A 17067-nucleotide genomic window follows, 5' to 3' on the forward strand; every position below is an offset into this window, starting at 1 on the left:
CGCCGTCATGGGCCATCCCTGGCCCAGGACGGCTAACCCGGCGTCCTGCCGGGTTACCCACGGATTCAAGCCTGCGTTCGGCCAGCGTGGTTAACGGGGCGCCTAGGATCAAGATCAAAAGCCAGAACAAAAGCAGAACAAAAGCAGAACAAAAGCAGAGCAAAAGCAGAGCAAAAGCAGAGCAAAAGCAGAGCAAAAGCAGAGCAAAAGCAGGCTGAGGTCTACCTGCTGGATGGAGATCCAAATGTGGGAGGGGCGGTGCGACGATTCGACTTGCCCCCGATGAGGGAGTGTCAGTTGATGGATTTGGTTCTGACCCACTGCAATCGGGGGCAAGCCCCCTCCCACATTTTTAACCCAGTAAACCAGACCCAACTCCGGTCGGCTCTAAGGCCGCCGCGCTTTGGCTTTTGATCTAAAATCGCCCCGTCAAACACGCTGGCCGAACGCAGGCTTTGGAGCGTGGGTAACCCGGCAGGACGCCGGGTTAGCCGCACTGGGCCAAGGATGGCCCATTGCGGCGGCCCACGCTCCAAAGCCGGAGTGAGGGTACACCGAGCCTAAGCGAGGTGCCGAGTGTTGGGGCGAAGCGTTTTTGGTTACTTTTGGCGCTCTTCCAAAAGTGACCCGCTGTAAGAGCGGAACCCTAAGTGGCCGTGACCGCAGCAACGGATATGTACTCAATCAAATCCAACGACATGGTCGGCCCGAAGGCCGCCAGGGAAACAAGCCCCCTCCCACATTGACCGCGTTCTTACTCGGAGTAAGTGGGGTAGTCGATGTAGCCAACCTCACCCCCACCATACATCCCCTCTTCCCGCAGCGGGTTCAACGGCCAGCCCTTGAATAGCCGCTGCGGCAGGTCCGGGTTGGCAATGAACGGCCGTCCGAATGCAATCAAATCCGCCAGCCCCGCTTCCACCAGTTTCGCGCCGCGTTCAGCGGTATAACGACCGGCATAGATAATGCGGCCGCTGAAGGTGCTGCGCACGGCTTCACGGAAGCTGTCGGGCAGCACGGGGGCGTTGTCCCAGTCGGCTTCGGCGATGGACACGTAGGCGATGCCCGATTCCTCCAACACCTTGATCGCTTCGATGTAGGTGTGGTGCGGATCTTCTTCCACCAGGCCGATGTACACACGGTCCTGGTCGGTGCCGCTGAACAGCGGCGAGAACCGCACACCCAGGCGTTCCGGCCCGACTACCTTGCTGACGGCTTCGACGATCTCGCGCAAAAAGCGCAGGCGATTATGCAGCGAGCCGCCGTATTCATCGTCGCGCTGGTTGGAATGGGCCGAGATGAACTGGTTGACCAGGTAACCGTTGGCCGAGTGAATTTCCACGCCGTCGAACCCGGCGTCCAGGGCATTGCGTGCGGCCTGGGCGTAGTGCCCGACCAATTCTTCAATCTCGAGCACGCTCAAGGCGCGAGGCACCGGCGGTTGCTTCAATTCACCCTCGCCAGGCCCGGTTTCGATAAAGGCCTTGGCTTGCTGGGCTTGAATGGCCGACGGTGCCACCGGTGCGGCGCCTTCAGGCTGCAAGGCGTTATGGGACACACGGCCCACATGCCACAGTTGGGCAAAGATCACCCCGCCTTCGGCATGCACCGCGTCGGTGACCTTGCGCCAGCCGTCGATCTGCGCCGGGGTGTAGATGCCCGGCGTCCAGGCATAGCCCTGGCCACGCGGTTCGATCTGCGTGCCTTCGCTGACCATGAAACCGGCCGTAGCGCGCTGGCGGTAATACTTGGCCATCAGGTCGGTCGCGATGTCGCCGGGTTGTGCGCTGCGCTGGCGCGTCAGCGGCGGCAATACGATACGGTTGTTCAAGGTGTGATGACCCAGTTTTACCGGGGTACTTAAAACGCTGTTAGTCATTGGGATAATCCAAATTCGGGACGAACAAAAGCATTGGCGACTGTTGCAAGTCGCCAATGATTAGCAGGGTTAATTAACTTATGCGGTGAGTTTGAGCAGCGCCTTGGCCACGTCACTGGAACTGGCAGGGTTCTGTCCAGTGATCAGCAAACCATCTTCGAGCACGAAGGATTGCCAGTCGGCGCCCTTCTGATAGTTGCCGCCCAGTGCTTTGAAATCATTTTCAATCAGGAACGGCACCACCTCGGTCAGGCCCACCGCCGCTTCTTCCGAGTTGGAGAAGCCGGTGACGCGACGGCCCTTGACCAGCGGCTCGCCATTGACGGCCTTGACGTGACGCAAGGCGCCCGGTGCGTGGCAGACAAAACCAATGGGCTTGCCGGCCCGTTCAAAGGACTCGATCAGGGCGATGGACACCGGCGACTCTGCCAGGTCCCACAGCGGGCCGTGGCCACCTGGGTAGAACACGGTGTCGAAGTCGTCAGCGTTGACTGTGTCCAGCTTGACGGTGTTGGCCAGGGCCTGTTGCGCGGCAGGGTCGGCGGCAAAGCGGCGGGTCTGCTCGGTTTGCGCGTCGGGCGCGTCACTCACCGGGTCCAGCGGCGGCTGGCCACCGGCCGGGGAAGCCAGCACCAGTTCGGCGCCGGCGTCCTTGAACACGTAATAGGGTGCAGCAAATTCTTCGAGCCAGAAGCCGGTCTTGCGGCCGGTGTCGCCAAGCTGGTCGTGAGAGGTCAGTACCATTAATACTTTCATTTTCCAGTGCCTCGATCAGTGAATGTCAGTGTATCCAGGGCAACCCAACAGCTGTCGGGTCAGCAGCAACGCCTCATCAAAAGGCGCGGATGTACGGGTGATCTTGCTCATGACGCTGGTCCCCAGCCACAGCGCGTACAGGCGCCGGGCCAGGCTTGCAGGGGCTTGATCGACGTTCAGGGAACCGTCCTCCAGGCCGCGCTGTATGGCGATGGCGAGTAAATCGATAGTGCGCGACGTGCCACGTTCCAGCGCCAGGCGCATGGGCTCTGAAAGGTCTGACACCTCAGCACCCAGTTTGACGGCAAGGCATTTGCCCGCATCGGTGCAGCCGGTCTGGTTGTCGATCCAGGCCTGCCAATAACGCATCAACTTGGCGTGCTGGGATAAGCCGGGCTGGTCGAACAGTTGCTGCATGCCGTGCACGTAGTTGTCGAAGTAGGTATCGAGCAACACGACACCGAAACCATCCTTGGAGTTGAAGTAGTGATAGAACGAACCTTTAGGCACCTGGGCGGCTTGAAGTATTTCGTTCAAGCCCACCGCAGAGAATCCTTTACGGCCAACAATCAACTGCGCCGTGTCGAGAATGGTCTGCCGTGCACTTTTAGTTTCGCTGTTCATGCTTCACTCCGTCCGATTAGACCAGTCGTCTAGTTCGTTGAGGGAATGTTAGGGGCGGCGCCAAACCCTCACAATGTCATATGCGCAAGGATTCCGGACATGACCCGAAGTGGGTTGCCGTTTACCGGGCACGCGCCGACAATCCACCCTCCCACGCCCCTGGAGACATGCGATGCACAGCGTTGCGCTGATGGTTTACCCGAACTTCCAATCCCTGAGCCTCAGCCTCGGCTCGGTGTTCGAGTGCGCGAACCTGCTGCGCGGTGAACCTGCCTATGAGTTTCACCTGGTGTCGGAAAGCGGCGGCGCGGTGATGACGTCCCAGGGTTTCTCGGTGAACACCTCGCCTCTGCGACCACAAGGCTATGACACGCTGATTGTCAGCGGTTACCTGGAGTTTCGCCTGCCGGAGGCCAACCTGCTGGAACTGGTCAAGGCCGCCTCGGCCCAATCGCGGCGCGTCGCCTCGTTGTGCATGGGCATCTTCGTGCTGGCCGAAGCCGGCTTGCTCGACGGCAAGCGCACCACCACCCACTGGATCCACGCGCCTGCCTTTCGCAAGCGCTACCCGGACATCCGCCTGGAAGAAGACAAGCTGTTTATCGTCGACGGCCAGGTATGGACCGGCGCCGGCATGAGTGCCGGGGTGGACATGGCGCTGGCCATGGTGGAGAACGACCTGGGCAGCGACCTCGCCCGGCGCATCGCGCGCAAGCTGGTGATCGCCCAGCGTCGGGGCAGTGAGCAATCGCAGTTGTCTGCACTGTTGGAGCTGGACCCCAAGTCCGACCGCGTGCAACTGGCCCTGGCCTACGCCCGTGAAAACCTCACACACGACCTGTCGGTGGACGCCCTGGCCGACGTGGCCCGGCTGAGCCCGCGCCAGTTCAGCCGGGTATTCCGCGAAGAAACCGGGCAAACCCCGGCCAAGGCCATCGAATCCCTGCGGGTTGAGGCTGCGCGGGCGATGATGGAAACCAGCCGGCACCCGGTGGAAGTGGTGGCCCGCGAAACCGGCTTCGGTGACCGCGAGCGCATGCGCCAGGCGTTTTTAAGGGCGTTCGGGCAGCCGCCGCAGGCGATGCAGCAAACCTTTAATGCAACACCGCCCGCGTAACCAGGTAACTCATCAACTGCGGATCATCCGCCAGTTCAAGGGCCTGCACCGGGCGCGGCAGGTTATCCAGCACCGAGCGCCAGAACGCCTGGGACACTTCGTCCTGGTCATAAAACCGCACCAGCCAATCCGCCTCGCCGCTGCACAGCACCTGGGTGGCGATGGCGCGGCCGATGCCTTTGCGGCGATAGCGCTTGAGGATAAACAGGTCGGCCAGTTCCAAGGCGTCGATGCCCGGCAACTCGCTGCCTTCGATCAGCAGGAAGCCGGCGATATAACCATCGACCAGCAACAGGTTGGCGCTCCACTGCGGGTCTTGCCAGTAGCGCGTCAGGTGTTCGTCATGAATGTAGAAACGGCCGTCCGCCTCGACATCTTCCTGCTCCCAGTCCGACGACTCATAGGCGTAGTACTGGTAGAGATTGCGGATCAACTCGGATTCTTCAGGGCCGGTCTGGATCAGTTCCACGGTAGTTTCAGGCATTGGGCTCTCGGTCAAAAAACGCAGGGCGCCATTGTTCACAAAACCTCGGCGCAGTCCAATAGCGCCACGAACCTTTCTACTTGCTGAACCGATTGCAAATAGCGGCGGCCCCTGCCAAAGCTCTGAAACATTTCGAATAGAATTCGCCGATCTCTACCTTTCCTCAAGGACACGTATTTTGACGAACGTCTGTTCCGCCGGCCTGGATGTGGGCTTCGCCTCCCTGGACTACTTGCAGATCTTCATCCTGGGCGTGATCCAGGGCATTACCGAACTGTTGCCGGTCTCCTCCACCGCCCATATGCGCGTAGTGCCCGCCCTGCTCGGCTGGCAAGACCCCGGCTCGGCGTTTTCGGCGGCCATGCAGTTGGCGGCACTGGCGGCGGTGGTCAGTTACTTCTGGCGCGATGTGCGCCAAGTGATCACGGGCAGCATCGGCGCGGTGCGCCGGGGCGACTACAACGATCAATGGTTCAAGCTGGCCGTGGCGATTGTGTTGGCGACTATCCCGATCGGGATTGCCGGGCTGGCCTTGTCATCGACCCTGAACGCCTGCAATTCGCCGCTGCGCGGGCTGATGGTGATCGGGATTTCCTGCGTGGTGATGGCGGTGTTGCTGGCGGCGGCCGAGCTGCGTGCACAGCATACCCGCGAGGTCAGCCAGATGCGCCTGCGCGATGCGCTGATCGTCGGGGTCGCGCAGATCGGCGCGTTGATTCCGGGCGTATCGCGTTCGGGTTCGACCCTCACCGCCGCCCTGTTCCTTAACTTCAAACGCGAAGAAGCCGCACGCTTTTCCTTCCTGCTGGGCCTGCCCGCCATCGCCCTCGCCGGCTTGAAGGAGCTGTGGGTGCTGCTGCATGCCGATATGCCCGCCCATGCCTGGCCGCATTTGCTGTTCGGGCTGTTGGTGGCCAGCGTCTCGGCGTTCTTCGCGATCTGGGGCCTGATGAAGTTCCTGGAGCGGTTCTCCACCTGGCCGTTTGTGATCTATCGCGCGCTGCTGGGGGTGTTCCTGATTGTGGCGGTAAGTACCGGGCTGCTGAGTTGATACAAACCCCCGTCTCAACCCAGCATAAATCTCATGTGGGAGGGGGCTTGCCCCCTCCCACATTTGAACTGCTTTGCCTTACAGCCCGCCCGTACGCTCCGCCAGTGCTTCGAGCAGGTCGGCCGATGGCACGAAAAACAGCCCGCCGGTGACCGCCGTGCTGAAATCGAGCAAGCGGTCGTAGTTGCCTGCCGGGCGACCGACGAACATGTTTTCCAGCATCAATTCCAGCGGCTGCGGCGAGCGTGCGTAGCCGATGAAGTAGGTGCCGAACTCCCCGGCACCCGGGCGGCCGAAGGGCATGTTGTCGCGCAGGATTTTCACTTCTTCGCCGTCTTCGTCGGTGATCACGGTCAGCGCGCTGTGGGAATTGCTCGGCTTGGCCGCATCATCCAACTCGATATCCGACAACTTGGTGCGCCCGATCACCTTTTCCTGGGCTTCCACCGTCAAGCCATTCCAGGCGGTCATGTTGTGCAGGTACTTCTGCACCAGCACGTAGCTGCCGCCTTCGAATTCGGGATCTTCGTCGCCAACGATGGTGAAGCCTACGGCCTTGCGCCCCACCGGGTTCTCGGTGCCGTCGACAAAGCCAATGATGCTGCGCATGTCGAAGTAGCGGAAGCCCTGGACTTCATCCACCACCCTCACGCTATCGCCCAGCGCTGTCATCAGTTGGGTGGCGAGTTCAAAGCACAGGTCCATCTGCTCGGCGCGGATATGCAGCAGGATGTCGCCCGGCGTCGACACCGCCATGCGCCCTTCTACACCGAACTCCCGAAACGGGTGCAACGCCGCCGGGCGCGGCGCGCCGAACAAGCGGTCCCAGGCCTGCGAGCCAAAGCCGCAAACGCAGGTCAGGTTGCCCGCCGGCACGCGTTTGCCCACCGAACGCACCAGCCCGGCGATGTCTGCGCACCAGGCGCGCACGCCGTCTTCACTGCCGGGGGCGATGGTGGCGACCATAAAGATCGCGCTGCTGGTGATCGGGTGGCAGACGGACTGCGGTTCAAGAGGCGGCTGAACGGAGGAAGTCGGCATGGGGCAAATCCAGGCTAGGGGCGGAAGTGAACCCGCGCAGGTTAGCAGATCATTTCCGACACGCCTGCCACACTCCGCGAATCAATGCCTTGAGCTGCAATGCTTCGGCCCAGCGATCACTGATTTCACGCCCGTCGGCGCCGGTGATTGCATAGGGCGGCGGGCCAAGTTCGCAGGTGAAGGACAGGCTGTGCGGGGTGTCGGGGCGGGCCAGCCAGTCTTCGATCCCGTAGCGCCACCACGCGGTAAAGCGCTGCACCCAGGCCTGGTGCTGGGGGAAGTCCAGCGACACCTGCACCTGTTCACGTGGGCCAGGACAACCACGTGGTCGGCCGCACCATGGGCTGGCTGCTCGCCCGCACCTGTGGCGCACGCAAAGGCAGCGTGGGGATCCTGCTCGGCGGCCATCGCTTTCTCGGTCACCAGGCACGGGTCGAAGGCCTGCACAGCTACCTCACCGAACACGCCCCCGGTCTCAAACCGCTGGAGCCGCTGATCAACCTGGACAACTGCGACATCACCGAAGAAGCCACTCTCGACCTGCTCACCCGCCACACCGACCTGCGTGGCCTGTGCGTGGTGGGCGGTGGCGGCGACGGCATCATCAGCGCCCTCGCGCAACTGCCCAAGCGCCCGGCGTTGTGCTGCATTTTGCAGGAGTCCACGCAGCTGTCACGCCAGGCGCTGAGCCAGGGGTTGATCGATGTGGTGATGGATTCACAGCCCAGGCAGACAGCGAACGCGCTGGTGCAGTTGCTGGTGGAATTGCAGAGTGCCGAGGGGTTTGATCCGGGGCGGCATCGGGTGTATATCGCGCCGCAGATTGTCACCTCGGAGAACATGTGTGCCTGATACATGGAGATCAAAATGTGGGAGGGGGCTTGCCCCCGATAGCGGTGGGTCAGTTAAGTAGATGTCAACTGACACTCAGCTATCGGGGGCAAGTCGAATCGTCGCACCGCCCCTCCCACATCGACCGCGTTCCATTGCTGGCTTGGTGGCGTTTTGTCATGGTTTGTAAAGGGCCAGCAAGGCCGGTCCCTTTTAATTGCAGGACGTTTCCTAGACAATCCTGGCCGCCTTGTGCCTGCTGGAATCGATGGCTAGTCTGCGGTCCGTCACTGCTCATCAGTGATCGGGTTTAGCAGCCTGACGTCAATAGGCACACGGTTCACATCTGCGTTTATGGTGGCTGTGCGCGGGGCACCTTCGGGTGCGCTGGTTTTCCTATTGACCGGTCTGCTAACCCGCGTACAGCTGCCACCCTCGTTTAGCAGCGTTGGCGGTAGCTCCTTTACTCAATAGGAGTTGCACAATGAATAAAGTCGTCCCCGACCCACCCTTCGACCCCGCCAAAGACCGCGCCGCCTTGAACCGCGCCATCGATCACTATCTCCCCACCCAAGGCTTTCACTCCGTCAACGAAGACCTGAGCTTTGAAGATGCCCTGCTCTACACCGCCAGTTTGCTCGACAGTGCGTCGGCGACTGCGCTGGATTGCGGGGAACAGCTGGAAAGCCCGGAGCGGGCGAAGATCTTGGCGGTGTGGCATTTGCTGGAAATTGCCAAAACCACTGTGGATCGCTCCATCAACTGCCTGAAACGCGGTTAGACATGTGGGAGGGGGCTTGCCCCCGATGGCGGTGGGTCAGTTAAGTGGATGTCAACTGACACTCCGCTATCGGGGCAAGGGTATCTACACAACTTTTCAGCCCCTGACAAATCTCCCTGTGGCGAGCGGGCTTGTCCCGCGTTGGGCTGCGTAGCAGCCCCAGTCAAGAAGATCGCGGTGTATCAGATACTCTGTAGAGGCTGGTTTTGGGGCTGCTGCGCAGCCCAACGCGGGACAAGCCCGCTCACCACAACAGCCCTATCTGCCGCGCTTTCAGCGTTGAGCCAACGTTGTGTAGATACCTATGGCTATCGGGGGCAAGCCCCCTCCCACATTTTGACCTTACGCCCCGCGAAAATCCCCGGCACTCAGCCCGAATCGACTCATCTTGTTGTACAGCCCACCGCGCGATACGTTCAGTTGCCGGGCGGCCAGGCGGATGTTGCCGCCGGTGCTTTTGAGTGCGGCGACGATGGCGTGCATTTCGTGGCTGCTCAAGTCTTGGGCAGGCTGGGGTTCGTAGTGGCGCAGCGTGGCGCGCGGTCTGGTTTCCAGGGGTAAGTCGGCCGCCTGGATCAGTTCGCCCGTCGCCAGGTTGGTGGCGCGCTCGATGCTGTTTTCCAGCTCTCGCACATTGCCCGGCCAGCCGTAGGCCGACAGCAGTTCCAGCGCGTCCGGGGAAAAACCCTGTACCGATTTGCGCAGCGAACGGGCGCAGCGCGTGAGGAAGTGCCGTGCCAGCAGCGGAATATCTTCACGGCGCATACGCAGCGGCGGCACGGTCAGGTTCAGTACGTTGAGGCGGTAGTAGAGGTCTTCACGGAACGCGCCTTCGGCCACCGCCTGGCTGAGGTTGCGGTGGGTGGCTGCAATGATCCGTACGTCCACTGGCCGTGAATTTTTCGCGCCGACGCGGGTGATCTCGCCTTCCTGCAACACCCGCAACAGGCTGACCTGAGCGTCGAAGGACATATCGCCAATCTCATCCAAAAAGATGGTGCCGCCATCGGCCAGTTCAAACTTGCCCGCCGACCCGCCCCGGGCCGAGCCGGTGAATGCGCCTTCGACATGCCCGAACAGCTCGCTTTGCACCAGATCGCGCGGGATCGCGCCGCAGTTGACCGCCACGAACGGGCCGTTGGCGCGGTCGCTGGCGTTGTGGATGGCCTGGGCGAACAGCTCCTTGCCGGTGCCGCTTTCGCCGAGGATCAGGGTCGTGGATTCACTGCGACTGGCAATGCGCCCCAGGTGCAGCGCGTCTTGGATCGCCCGCGACGTGCCCTGAATGGTGTCAAAGGTGTAGCGGGCCTGGGTGCTGATGATGCGCCGGGTGATTTCACGGATGCGGCGGTTCTCGCGCAGCGACACGATCACCCCGCCCTGCTCCAGCGGGCACACCGAGACCAGGCAAGCGAGCTGGCTGCGGTCGTGCAGGTGAAAGGTGCAATCGAGGTCGCGCACCGGCTCACCGCCGCGTAAAAGAATGGCGTCGCTCAACTCACTGCGGCCCAGGTGCTGGAAGGAGCTGCCGATCAGTTCCAGCCCCACCCCGAACAGTTGCCGGGCGTAACGGTTGAGCGCCTTGATGCAGCCATGCTCATCGAGCACCACCAGGCCTTCGTTAAGGACTTCGAGCACGGTTTGCTGCTCTGCCAACAGCGCCTGCAGGGCCATTTGGCGGGAGACCGCTTCGGCAGCCGCTTGCACGGTGCCGAGGGTGTGAAAGTGAAACCAGCCGGGTTCGGCGGTGAGGGTCATCATCGCCAGGGTTTGGCCCTGGGCATTCCTGATCGGCGCGGCGGCGCAGTGCATGCGGCGTTGGCGCAGGCCGCTGCCGAAGTTCTCTTCGGCCAGCACGTACACCAGGCGGTCCTCGGCCAGGGCAAGGCCGGTGCAGTTGGTGCCCTGGACCGATTCGAGCAGGCGACTGCCGACGGGGGTGATGTCCAGCCCGCAGAAATACAGGGTGATGCCATCGGCGTCGGTGAGGTTGATATGGCCCCGAGGGTTGTAGGCCAACAAGCCGTGCATGACTTGCGCGGCGGCGGCGATCAGCACGCGATGGCTGGCCAGGGTGGCCGCCAGCGTGTCGGCGGCGGCGAAGCGGTATTGGCTGTCCTGCGGGTCGATAGCGGCTTCGACGCTGCGCCGCCACGAGTCCCAGATTACCTGCCGCACCTCGGCCGGCCGCTGCACCTGCCCGGCCAGGCACGCGCGCCACGCCTGTTCCAGCGCAGCAACGGGGCCGTCGTTCAGCGCCGCAGGCCCCAGGGCCGTCAGGTAGTCGAGGTCTTGTACGCTGAACGCCATGCTCATCGGGAGGTATCCATGTTCATGTTTTTGACATGTCAGTATAGGCATGTCATCAAAATGAACACATTTTGTTTATTGTATTTTATAAATCCTTAATTATCAGACACTTATAAATTGGCATAACCTTTGCTCCTGCCCCTTTGCCAGTCAGGACTGTCCTACGGCCAACAATAAAAAGGGGTCATTTCATGAGTACACAGAACATCCGCCTGGGTTTGATCGGTGCTGGTCGCATGGGCAGTTTCCACGGCCTGACCGCCGCGCGACACATCCCCGGCGCGACCCTCGCCGCCATCGCCGACCCCACTCCCGGTCAAGCCGCACGCCTGGCAGTCGAACTGGGCGTGAACAAGGTCTACACCGACCCGCAGCAGCTGCTCGACGACCCGGACATCGACGGCGTCATCATCGCCGCCCCCGCCCGCAGCCACGCCGAACTGGTGATCAGCGCCGCCCGCGCCGGTAAGGGGATCTTCTGCGAAAAACCCATGGCCATCACCCTCGACGAAGCCGACCGCGCCATTGCCGCCGCGGCCGATGCGCGCGTGCCGCTGCAGGTCGGCTTCAATCGACGTTTCGCCAAGAGTTTTCGCACTGCCCACCTCGATGTGGCGGCCGGCCGCATCGGCACGCCGCAATTGTTGCGTTCGCTGACCCGCGACCCGGCACTCAACAACCCGGCCAATTCGCCGCAATGGGTGATCTTCCTGGAAACCCTGATCCACGACTTCGACACCCTGCGCTACCTCAACCCCGGTGCCGAAGCGGTGCAGGTGTATGTGATGGCCGACGCACTGATCGCGCCGGAATACAAAAGCAAAGGTTTCCTCGACACCGCCGTGGTCGCGATCCGCTTCGACAACGGTGCCATCGCCACCGCCGAGGCCAACTTCCAGGCGGTGTATGGCTACGACGTACGCGGCGAAGTGTTCGGCAGCGCCGGCATGCTGAGCATGGGCAGCCTCAACGACTCCGACCTGGTGCGCTACCTGGCCCAGGGCATCCAGGCCGACACCCAGCGTATGGACACCGACCTGCTGCGCGACGCCTACATCGCCGAACTCAACCACTTTGTCGACTGCCTGCGCAGCGGCGCCAAGCCCATGGCCAGTGGTGAAGACGCGCGTGCCGCCCTGGCGATCGCCCGCGCCTGTATCGAGTCGTTCGAAACCGGCAAGGCCGTGGCCGTGCAGGGAGCCCGTTGATGAGCCCGTTCAAACTGGCGATCAGTGCCGAGATGGTGTTTCTCGACCTGCCCTTCATCGAGCGCGTGAAGCGCATCCATGCACTGGGTTTCAGCGCGGAGATCTGGAATTGGACCAATAAAGACATCAGCGCCCTGGCCGCCACCGGCGCCGATTTCACCTCGATGACCGGCTATATCAGCGGTACCCTCACCGACCCCGACGGCATCCGCCAACTGCTCGACAGCGCGCGCGAATCCATCGGCGTCGCCGAGCGCCTGAACTGCCCCAGCCTCAACCTGCACGGCACCGGCCTGGGGGACGGCGGCCTGCCGGTGCAGCCCCTGAGCCAGACCACCGGACGCATGTGGCTGAGCGCGTGCAAGGCGCTGGAAAAAATCGCGCGCCTGGGCGAAGACGCCGGTCGCGTGTTCCTGCTGGAAAACCTCAACACCGAGGTCGACCACCCCGGCACCCCGTTCGCCCGCGCCGACGACACCCTGGCGCTGATCGAAGCCGTGGGCAGCCCGCACCTGAAAATGAACCTGGACCTGTACCACGCGCAGATCGGCGAAGGAAACCTGATCGAGCTGATCCAGCGCGCAGGCAGCGCCATCGGTGAAATCCAGGTGGCCGACGTGCCCGGACGCAAGGAGCCCGGCACCGGCGAAATCCACTACCCGGCCATTGCCAGGGCCCTGCACGCCATGGGATACAACGGCGTGGTCGGCCTCGAAGGCTGGGCCAGCGGCGACAGCGAGTTGGCCCTGGAGCGTTTCCGTCAAGCGTTCACCCTATAACAATAAAAGGAACACCCTCATGCATCGCTATTCATTGCTTGTTGCTGCGTTTTTACTGCTGTTCAGCCAATGGACCTTCGCCGCGTATCGCATCGGCGTGAGCATCGCGCGGGTCGACGATAACTTCATGACCTACGTGCGCACCGGCCTGGAAAATGCCGCTAAACAACAGGACGTGCAGATCCAGTTCGAAGACGCCCAGGGCGACGTGGTGCGCCAGCTCAACCAGGTCGAAGGCTTTCTCAACCAGAAAGTCGACGCCGTGATCGTGCTGCCGGTGGACACCGCCGCCACCGCCAACATGACCCGCGCCGCCGTGGCAGCCAAGACGCCGCTGGTGTACGTCAACCGCCACCCGGATGAGCGCACCTTGCCCAAGGGCGTGGTCACCGTGGCGTCCAACGATATCGAAGCCGGGCAATTGCAGATGCGCTACCTCGCGGAAAAACTCGGCGGCAAAGGCAATGTGGCGATCATCATGGGCGACCTCGCGCAGAACGCCACCCATGACCGCACCGAAGGCGCCAAGCAGGTGCTCAAGGACTTTCCCGGCATCAAGGTGGTCGAGCAGCAAAGCGCCGAATGGCAACGCAGCAAGGGCATGGACCTGACCAGCAACTGGCTGCTGGCGGGCACGCAGTTTGATGCCATCGTCGCCAACAACGATGAAATGGCGATTGGCGCGGCCATGGCCTTGCAACAGTCGGGCAAGGCCAAGGGTGAGATCGCGATTATTGGCATCGACGGCTTGCCCGACGGTTTGGCGGCGATCAAGCGAGGCATGCTCACCGCCTCGGTGTTCCAGGACCCCAAGGCCCAGGCCACGCAAGCGGTGCAGTCGGCGATCAAGATGATCAAGGGCGAGCCGATCGAGTCGGAGGTGTGGGTGCCGTTCGAGCTCATTAAGCCGGAACAGGTGGCGGTGTTCGAACAGCGCTACAAGTAAATCGAAGATAAGGACATCCAAATGTGGGAGGGGCTTGCCCCTTCCCACATTTTTTACAGTGCAGGCCTTCAGTCCAGGTCACTTGCGTCATGCCGCTCGGGCAACTGTTCCTCGCCCGACACCCGATTCACCCGCCGCCCACGCTGCACCGCAGGCCGCGCATCAATCGCGTCGGCCCAGCGCTGTACGTGCTTGTACTCGTGCACCGACAGAAACTCCGCCGCCCCATACAAGCGGCCTTTGACCAGCCCGCCGTACCACGGCCAGATGGCAATGTCGGCGATGGTGTATTCATCCCCGGCAATGTATTCGCTCACGGCCAGGCGCTGGTCCAGTACATCCAACTGGCGCTTGGTTTCCATGGCAAAGCGGTTGATCGGGTATTCCATCTTGCTCGGCGCATAGGCATAGAAATGCCCGAAGCCACCGCCCAGGTACGGCGCGCTGCCCATCTGCCAGAACAACCACGACAGGCACTCCGCGCGGGCAGCAGGCTCGGTGGGGAAGAAGGCGCCGAACTTCTCGGCCAGGTACTGCAGGATCGCGCCGGATTCAAACACACGAATCGGCTGGGCGCCGCTGTGGTCCATCAAGGCCGGGATCTTGGAGTTCGGGTTGACCGCGACAAAGCCGCTGCCGAACTGGTCGCCGTCGCCGATCTTGATCAGCCAGGCGTCGTACTCCGCGCCGCTGTGCCCCAGGGCCAGCAGCTCTTCAAGGAGGATGGTGACCTTCTGCCCGTTGGGCGTGGCCAGGGAGTACAGCTGCAGCGGATGCTTGCCGACCGGCAGTTCCTTTTCATGGGTGGCGCCGGCGATGGGTCGGTTGATGCTGGCGAAGGTGCCGCCGCTTTCGGCGTCCCAGGTCCAGACTTTCGGGGGTACATATTCGGTCATGTGCTTACGGCTCCAGAAGCGTTTGCGATCAGCGAAGCGCTTGAGACTAAACCAAAGACGGGTGGTGCGTCACACTCCCCGCCGCAGCGTGCCGGGGCACCTGCACTCGCAGCGCGATCAACAAGGCCGCCAGCAGCATCAAGCAACCCGCGCCCAGAAACACCCCGTCGATGCCGGTGGCACTGAACATCGCGCCCCCGCCCGCCGCACCCGCCGCGATGGCCGATTGCACCGAAGCGACCACCATGCCACCGGCACTTTCGGCCTGATCCGGCACCGCACGGGCCACCCAGTTCGACCACGCCACCGGCACCCCGCCGAAGGCCATGCCCCACAGCGCCAGGAGCAATGCCTGACCCGGCAGTGACGCAGGCAGCAACACCAGGGCCAACGCAGCGACGCCCACCAGGACCGGCATCAACACCAGAGTTCCCCGGGGGTTGCGCACCAGCAACCACCCGGCCAGCAGCGTGCCGACAAAATTCGCCGCGCCGAACCCCAGCAGCATCAACGCCAGCCCCTGGGGGCCGACCCCGGTGGCGCTTTCCAGAAACGGGCGAATGTAGGTAAACAGCGCGAAGTGCCCGGTGTGCACCAGCACGCAGCCGAACATGCCGATGGCAATGCCGGGGCGCAGCAGTACATCAAGCACGGTGCGCAGGCGCGCGGTGCCGCTGGGTGCCAGGCGCGGCAGCGTGAACAGCTGGAAGGCCAGGGTCACCACGCCGACGGCGGCCGCAGCCACAAATGCACTGCGCCAGCCATACAGGTCCCCCAGGTAGCTGCCCAATGGCACCGCGACCACGGTACCCACCGCAATGCCGCTGAAGATGATCGACAAGGCACGCGGCAGCAATGCCGCCGGTACCAGGCGCATCGCAACGGCCGCCGCCATGCTCCAGAAACCGCCGAGGGCAATGCCCAGCAGGATACGCATCAACAACAGCACCAGGAGGCTGGACGAGAACGCCACCAGCAGGTTGGACGCAATCATCAGCGTGGAGAACCCCAACAGCACCAAGCGCCGGTCGATACCGCGCGTCAGGCCTGGCACCAGCAAACCCGCGAACAACGCCACCACCGCCGTAACCGTGACCGCTTGCCCGGCCAACGCTTCCGACACGCCCAGGTCCAAGGCCATCGGCGTCAGCAGGCTGGCCGGCAGGTACTCCGCCGTGAGCAGGCCGAACACGCCCATCGCCAGAGAAAACACCGCCATCCAGGCCGGCGTGGTCGGTTCTGCCCTGCCATCGACAGGGGCATGGGACACACAATCATTCATCACAGGACATCCTCAGGCATTTACGTGACCGCCAGTCTAGGCTTGCCCATCAGGATGATCTATGATTAAAACCCTTGAGTTATTGACCGAAACCCCGAATATGCCAGCCGACAACGCATTCACCCTGTCCTCCGAGCTGATCAATGAGCTGCTGCGCAGCATGCGCCTGCGCGGCGTGCAGTACCGGCGCATCCAGGCCGGGCCGGTGTTCGGCATCAGCTTTGCGGCCAAGCCAGGCCATGCGTATTTCCATTTTCTGGCCGCCGGCTGCGCGACCCTGCGCCTGCACGACGGCAGCCTCTTTGAGTTGTCGGCCGGCAATGCGGTGTTTATCGCCCACGGTGGCGCCCATGCGCTGCTGTCCAACCCGGATGATCCCGTGCAGGACATCGCCAGCTTCGACGCTGCACCGCTGGGCGATACCGTGTGCGCGGTGAATGCCTCGCCCTTTGCTCCCTCCAGCACCCTGCTGTTCAGCGCCTGCATGGAGTTCGAGCTCGACAGCATCCAGGGCCTCGGCAACCTGATGCCGGCCTTGATGCTGATCGACGCCGGAGGCCAGCGTTACCCCGGCTTGATGCCGATCCTGGCGGTGATGGAACGCGAAGTCTCCAGCGCCCGCGTCGGTTATGCCGGCATCCTTGCGCGCCTGGCCGATGTGGTGGCGGCGATGATCGTGCGGGGCTGGGTCGAGTGCGCCTGCGCTAATGCGTCGGGCCTCGCGGCCGCGTTGCGCGACACCCGCCTGGCCGGCGCCCTGCTCGCCCTGCACCAGCAACCGGGACGCGACTGGAGCGTGGCCGAACTGGCGGCGCACTGTCATACCTCACGCTCGGTGTTCGCGGATCGTTTCCAGGCGACCCTGGGGGTACCGCCGCTGCGTTACGTGACCGAGCTGCGCATGCGCCTCGCCAGCCAGTGGCTGACCCTTGAGCGACTGCCCATCGAAGAAGTGGCGTACCGCCTCGGCTATACCTCCCAGGCGGCCTTCAGTCGCGCCTACAAACGCATCACCGGGCAACCGCCGGGCGCCAGCCGCCAAGGCTTCAGGAGCCCGGCATGAGGACATCCTTGCCGACCGA

14 protein-coding genes and 3 pseudogenes are annotated in these 17067 nt (G+C 62.8%); 8 read left to right on the forward strand and 9 right to left on the reverse strand.

Translation table 11 applies throughout. The annotated features are described in order from the left end of the window. Positions 1–754: 754 nt before the first annotated feature. The 3 genes and pseudogenes from M2397_RS28955 to M2397_RS28965 form a co-directional block, all read right to left on the reverse strand. Positions 755–1879 carry an alkene reductase gene (locus tag M2397_RS28955; RefSeq protein ID WP_145338737.1) on the reverse strand — a complete coding sequence of 375 codons (1125 nt, stop codon included), beginning with the start codon at positions 1877–1879 and terminating at the stop codon, positions 755–757. Between the two features lie 78 nt (positions 1880–1957). Beyond that, positions 1958–2635 (reverse strand): type 1 glutamine amidotransferase domain-containing protein, encoded by a 678-nt coding sequence (locus tag M2397_RS28960; RefSeq protein ID WP_145338738.1) that lies wholly within the window; start codon positions 2633–2635, stop codon positions 1958–1960. Then, positions 2632–3259 (reverse strand): annotated as a pseudogene (locus tag M2397_RS28965) (TetR/AcrR family transcriptional regulator). Before M2397_RS28965 ends, M2397_RS28960 begins: the two are co-directional and overlap by 4 nt. A 172-nt stretch (positions 3260–3431) precedes the next feature. Between M2397_RS28965 and M2397_RS28970 the strand changes: the two are divergent. Beyond that, positions 3432–4376 (forward strand): GlxA family transcriptional regulator, encoded by a 945-nt coding sequence (locus M2397_RS28970; RefSeq protein ID WP_053128789.1) that lies wholly within the window; start codon positions 3432–3434, stop codon positions 4374–4376. Here M2397_RS28970 and M2397_RS28975 read toward each other — a convergent pair. Beyond that, on the reverse strand, positions 4354–4860 hold the full coding sequence (locus tag M2397_RS28975) for a GNAT family N-acetyltransferase (RefSeq protein WP_184745992.1): 507 nt from the start codon (positions 4858–4860) through the stop codon (positions 4354–4356). The two genes, M2397_RS28970 and M2397_RS28975, sit on opposite strands and share 23 nt — an antisense overlap. Before the next feature lie 178 nt (positions 4861–5038). Between M2397_RS28975 and M2397_RS28980 the strand changes: the two genes are divergently transcribed. Further along, positions 5039–5911, forward strand: coding sequence for an undecaprenyl-diphosphate phosphatase (locus tag M2397_RS28980; protein ID WP_259244917.1), 873 nt, complete (start codon positions 5039–5041; stop codon positions 5909–5911). 78 nt (positions 5912–5989) lie between these two features. Here M2397_RS28980 and M2397_RS28985 read toward each other — a convergent pair whose 3' ends face one another. Both M2397_RS28985 and M2397_RS28990 read right to left on the reverse strand, forming a co-directional pair. After that, positions 5990–6952 (reverse strand): Dyp-type peroxidase, encoded by a 963-nt coding sequence (locus M2397_RS28985; protein WP_259244918.1) that lies wholly within the window; start codon positions 6950–6952, stop codon positions 5990–5992. 49 nt (positions 6953–7001) lie between these two features. Further along, positions 7002–7256 (reverse strand): annotated as a pseudogene (locus M2397_RS28990) (sugar phosphate isomerase/epimerase); the annotation flags it as partial. On the opposite strand from M2397_RS28990, the pseudogene M2397_RS28995 reads away from it, so the two are divergent. Continuing rightward, a pseudogene (locus tag M2397_RS28995) lies at positions 7256–7804 on the forward strand (substrate-binding domain-containing protein); the annotation flags it as partial. The pseudogenes M2397_RS28990 and M2397_RS28995 sit on opposite strands and share 1 nt — an antisense overlap. A gap of 463 nt (positions 7805–8267) precedes the next feature. Beyond that, complete coding sequence (locus tag M2397_RS29000) at positions 8268–8564, forward strand: DUF6124 family protein (RefSeq protein ID WP_259244919.1); 297 nt, start codon at positions 8268–8270, stop codon at positions 8562–8564. Positions 8565–8906: 342 nt separating this feature from the next. Here the strand turns inward: M2397_RS29000 and M2397_RS29005 are convergent, their stop codons facing one another. Beyond that, positions 8907–10880 (reverse strand): sigma-54-dependent Fis family transcriptional regulator, encoded by a 1974-nt coding sequence (locus M2397_RS29005; RefSeq protein WP_259244920.1) that lies wholly within the window; start codon positions 10878–10880, stop codon positions 8907–8909. Between the two features lie 185 nt (positions 10881–11065). Between M2397_RS29005 and M2397_RS29010 the strand changes: the two genes are divergently transcribed. From M2397_RS29010 to M2397_RS29020, 3 genes are read left to right on the forward strand one after another with little or no spacing between them, the layout of a single operon-like run. Then, positions 11066–12082: a Gfo/Idh/MocA family oxidoreductase gene (locus M2397_RS29010; RefSeq protein ID WP_167654889.1), complete on the forward strand. Its 1017-nt coding sequence runs from the start codon at positions 11066–11068 to the stop codon at positions 12080–12082. Continuing rightward, positions 12082–12861, forward strand: a complete 780-nt coding sequence (locus M2397_RS29015; protein WP_259244921.1) for a TIM barrel protein — start codon at positions 12082–12084, stop codon at positions 12859–12861. Before M2397_RS29010 ends, M2397_RS29015 begins: the two co-directional genes overlap by 1 nt. Positions 12862–12880: 19 nt before the next feature. Further along, positions 12881–13807, forward strand: coding sequence for a sugar ABC transporter substrate-binding protein (locus M2397_RS29020; RefSeq protein WP_053139452.1), 927 nt, complete (start codon positions 12881–12883; stop codon positions 13805–13807). 68 nt (positions 13808–13875) lie between these two features. Here M2397_RS29020 and yghU read toward each other — a convergent pair whose 3' ends face one another. Both yghU and M2397_RS29030 read right to left on the reverse strand, forming a co-directional pair. Next, positions 13876–14703, reverse strand: coding sequence for a glutathione-dependent disulfide-bond oxidoreductase (gene yghU / locus M2397_RS29025; protein WP_131700753.1), 828 nt, complete (start codon positions 14701–14703; stop codon positions 13876–13878). Positions 14704–14749: 46 nt separating this feature from the next. Further along, the gene (locus M2397_RS29030) at positions 14750–15985 is read right to left on the reverse strand and encodes an MFS transporter (protein ID WP_259244922.1); all 1236 of its coding nucleotides are present in this window, start codon (positions 15983–15985) and stop codon (positions 14750–14752) included. 100 nt (positions 15986–16085) lie between these two features. On the opposite strand from M2397_RS29030, the gene M2397_RS29035 reads away from it, so the two are divergent. Further along, the gene (locus M2397_RS29035) at positions 16086–17048 is read left to right on the forward strand and encodes an AraC family transcriptional regulator (protein ID WP_131700768.1); all 963 of its coding nucleotides are present in this window, start codon (positions 16086–16088) and stop codon (positions 17046–17048) included. The last annotated feature ends 19 nt before the right edge of the window (positions 17049–17067 follow it).

The organism is Pseudomonas sp. BIGb0381 (assembly GCF_024809815.1).
Taxonomy (GTDB): Bacteria; Pseudomonadota; Gammaproteobacteria; order Pseudomonadales; family Pseudomonadaceae; genus Aquipseudomonas.

Excerpts from the sequence above, each read along its gene's own strand:
- M2397_RS28955 (WP_145338737.1), bottom strand. The coding sequence starts at position 1,879 with ATGACTAACAGCGTTTTAAGTACCCCGGTAAAACTGGGTCATCACACC.
- M2397_RS28960 (WP_145338738.1), bottom strand. The coding sequence starts at position 2,635 with ATGAAAGTATTAATGGTACTGACCTCTCACGACCAGCTTGGCGACACC.
- M2397_RS28970 (WP_053128789.1), top strand. The coding sequence starts at position 3,432 with ATGCACAGCGTTGCGCTGATGGTTTACCCGAACTTCCAATCCCTGAGC.
- M2397_RS28975 (WP_184745992.1), bottom strand. The coding sequence starts at position 4,860 with ATGCCTGAAACTACCGTGGAACTGATCCAGACCGGCCCTGAAGAATCC.
- M2397_RS28985 (WP_259244918.1), bottom strand. The coding sequence starts at position 6,952 with ATGCCGACTTCCTCCGTTCAGCCGCCTCTTGAACCGCAGTCCGTCTGC.
- M2397_RS29000 (WP_259244919.1), top strand. The coding sequence starts at position 8,268 with ATGAATAAAGTCGTCCCCGACCCACCCTTCGACCCCGCCAAAGACCGC.
- M2397_RS29005 (WP_259244920.1), bottom strand. The coding sequence starts at position 10,880 with ATGAGCATGGCGTTCAGCGTACAAGACCTCGACTACCTGACGGCCCTG.
- M2397_RS29010 (WP_167654889.1), top strand. The coding sequence starts at position 11,066 with ATGAGTACACAGAACATCCGCCTGGGTTTGATCGGTGCTGGTCGCATG.
- M2397_RS29015 (WP_259244921.1), top strand. The coding sequence starts at position 12,082 with ATGAGCCCGTTCAAACTGGCGATCAGTGCCGAGATGGTGTTTCTCGAC.
- M2397_RS29020 (WP_053139452.1), top strand. The coding sequence starts at position 12,881 with ATGCATCGCTATTCATTGCTTGTTGCTGCGTTTTTACTGCTGTTCAGC.
- yghU (WP_131700753.1), bottom strand. The coding sequence starts at position 14,703 with ATGACCGAATATGTACCCCCGAAAGTCTGGACCTGGGACGCCGAAAGC.
- M2397_RS29030 (WP_259244922.1), bottom strand. The coding sequence starts at position 15,985 with ATGAATGATTGTGTGTCCCATGCCCCTGTCGATGGCAGGGCAGAACCG.
- M2397_RS29035 (WP_131700768.1), top strand. The coding sequence starts at position 16,086 with ATGCCAGCCGACAACGCATTCACCCTGTCCTCCGAGCTGATCAATGAG.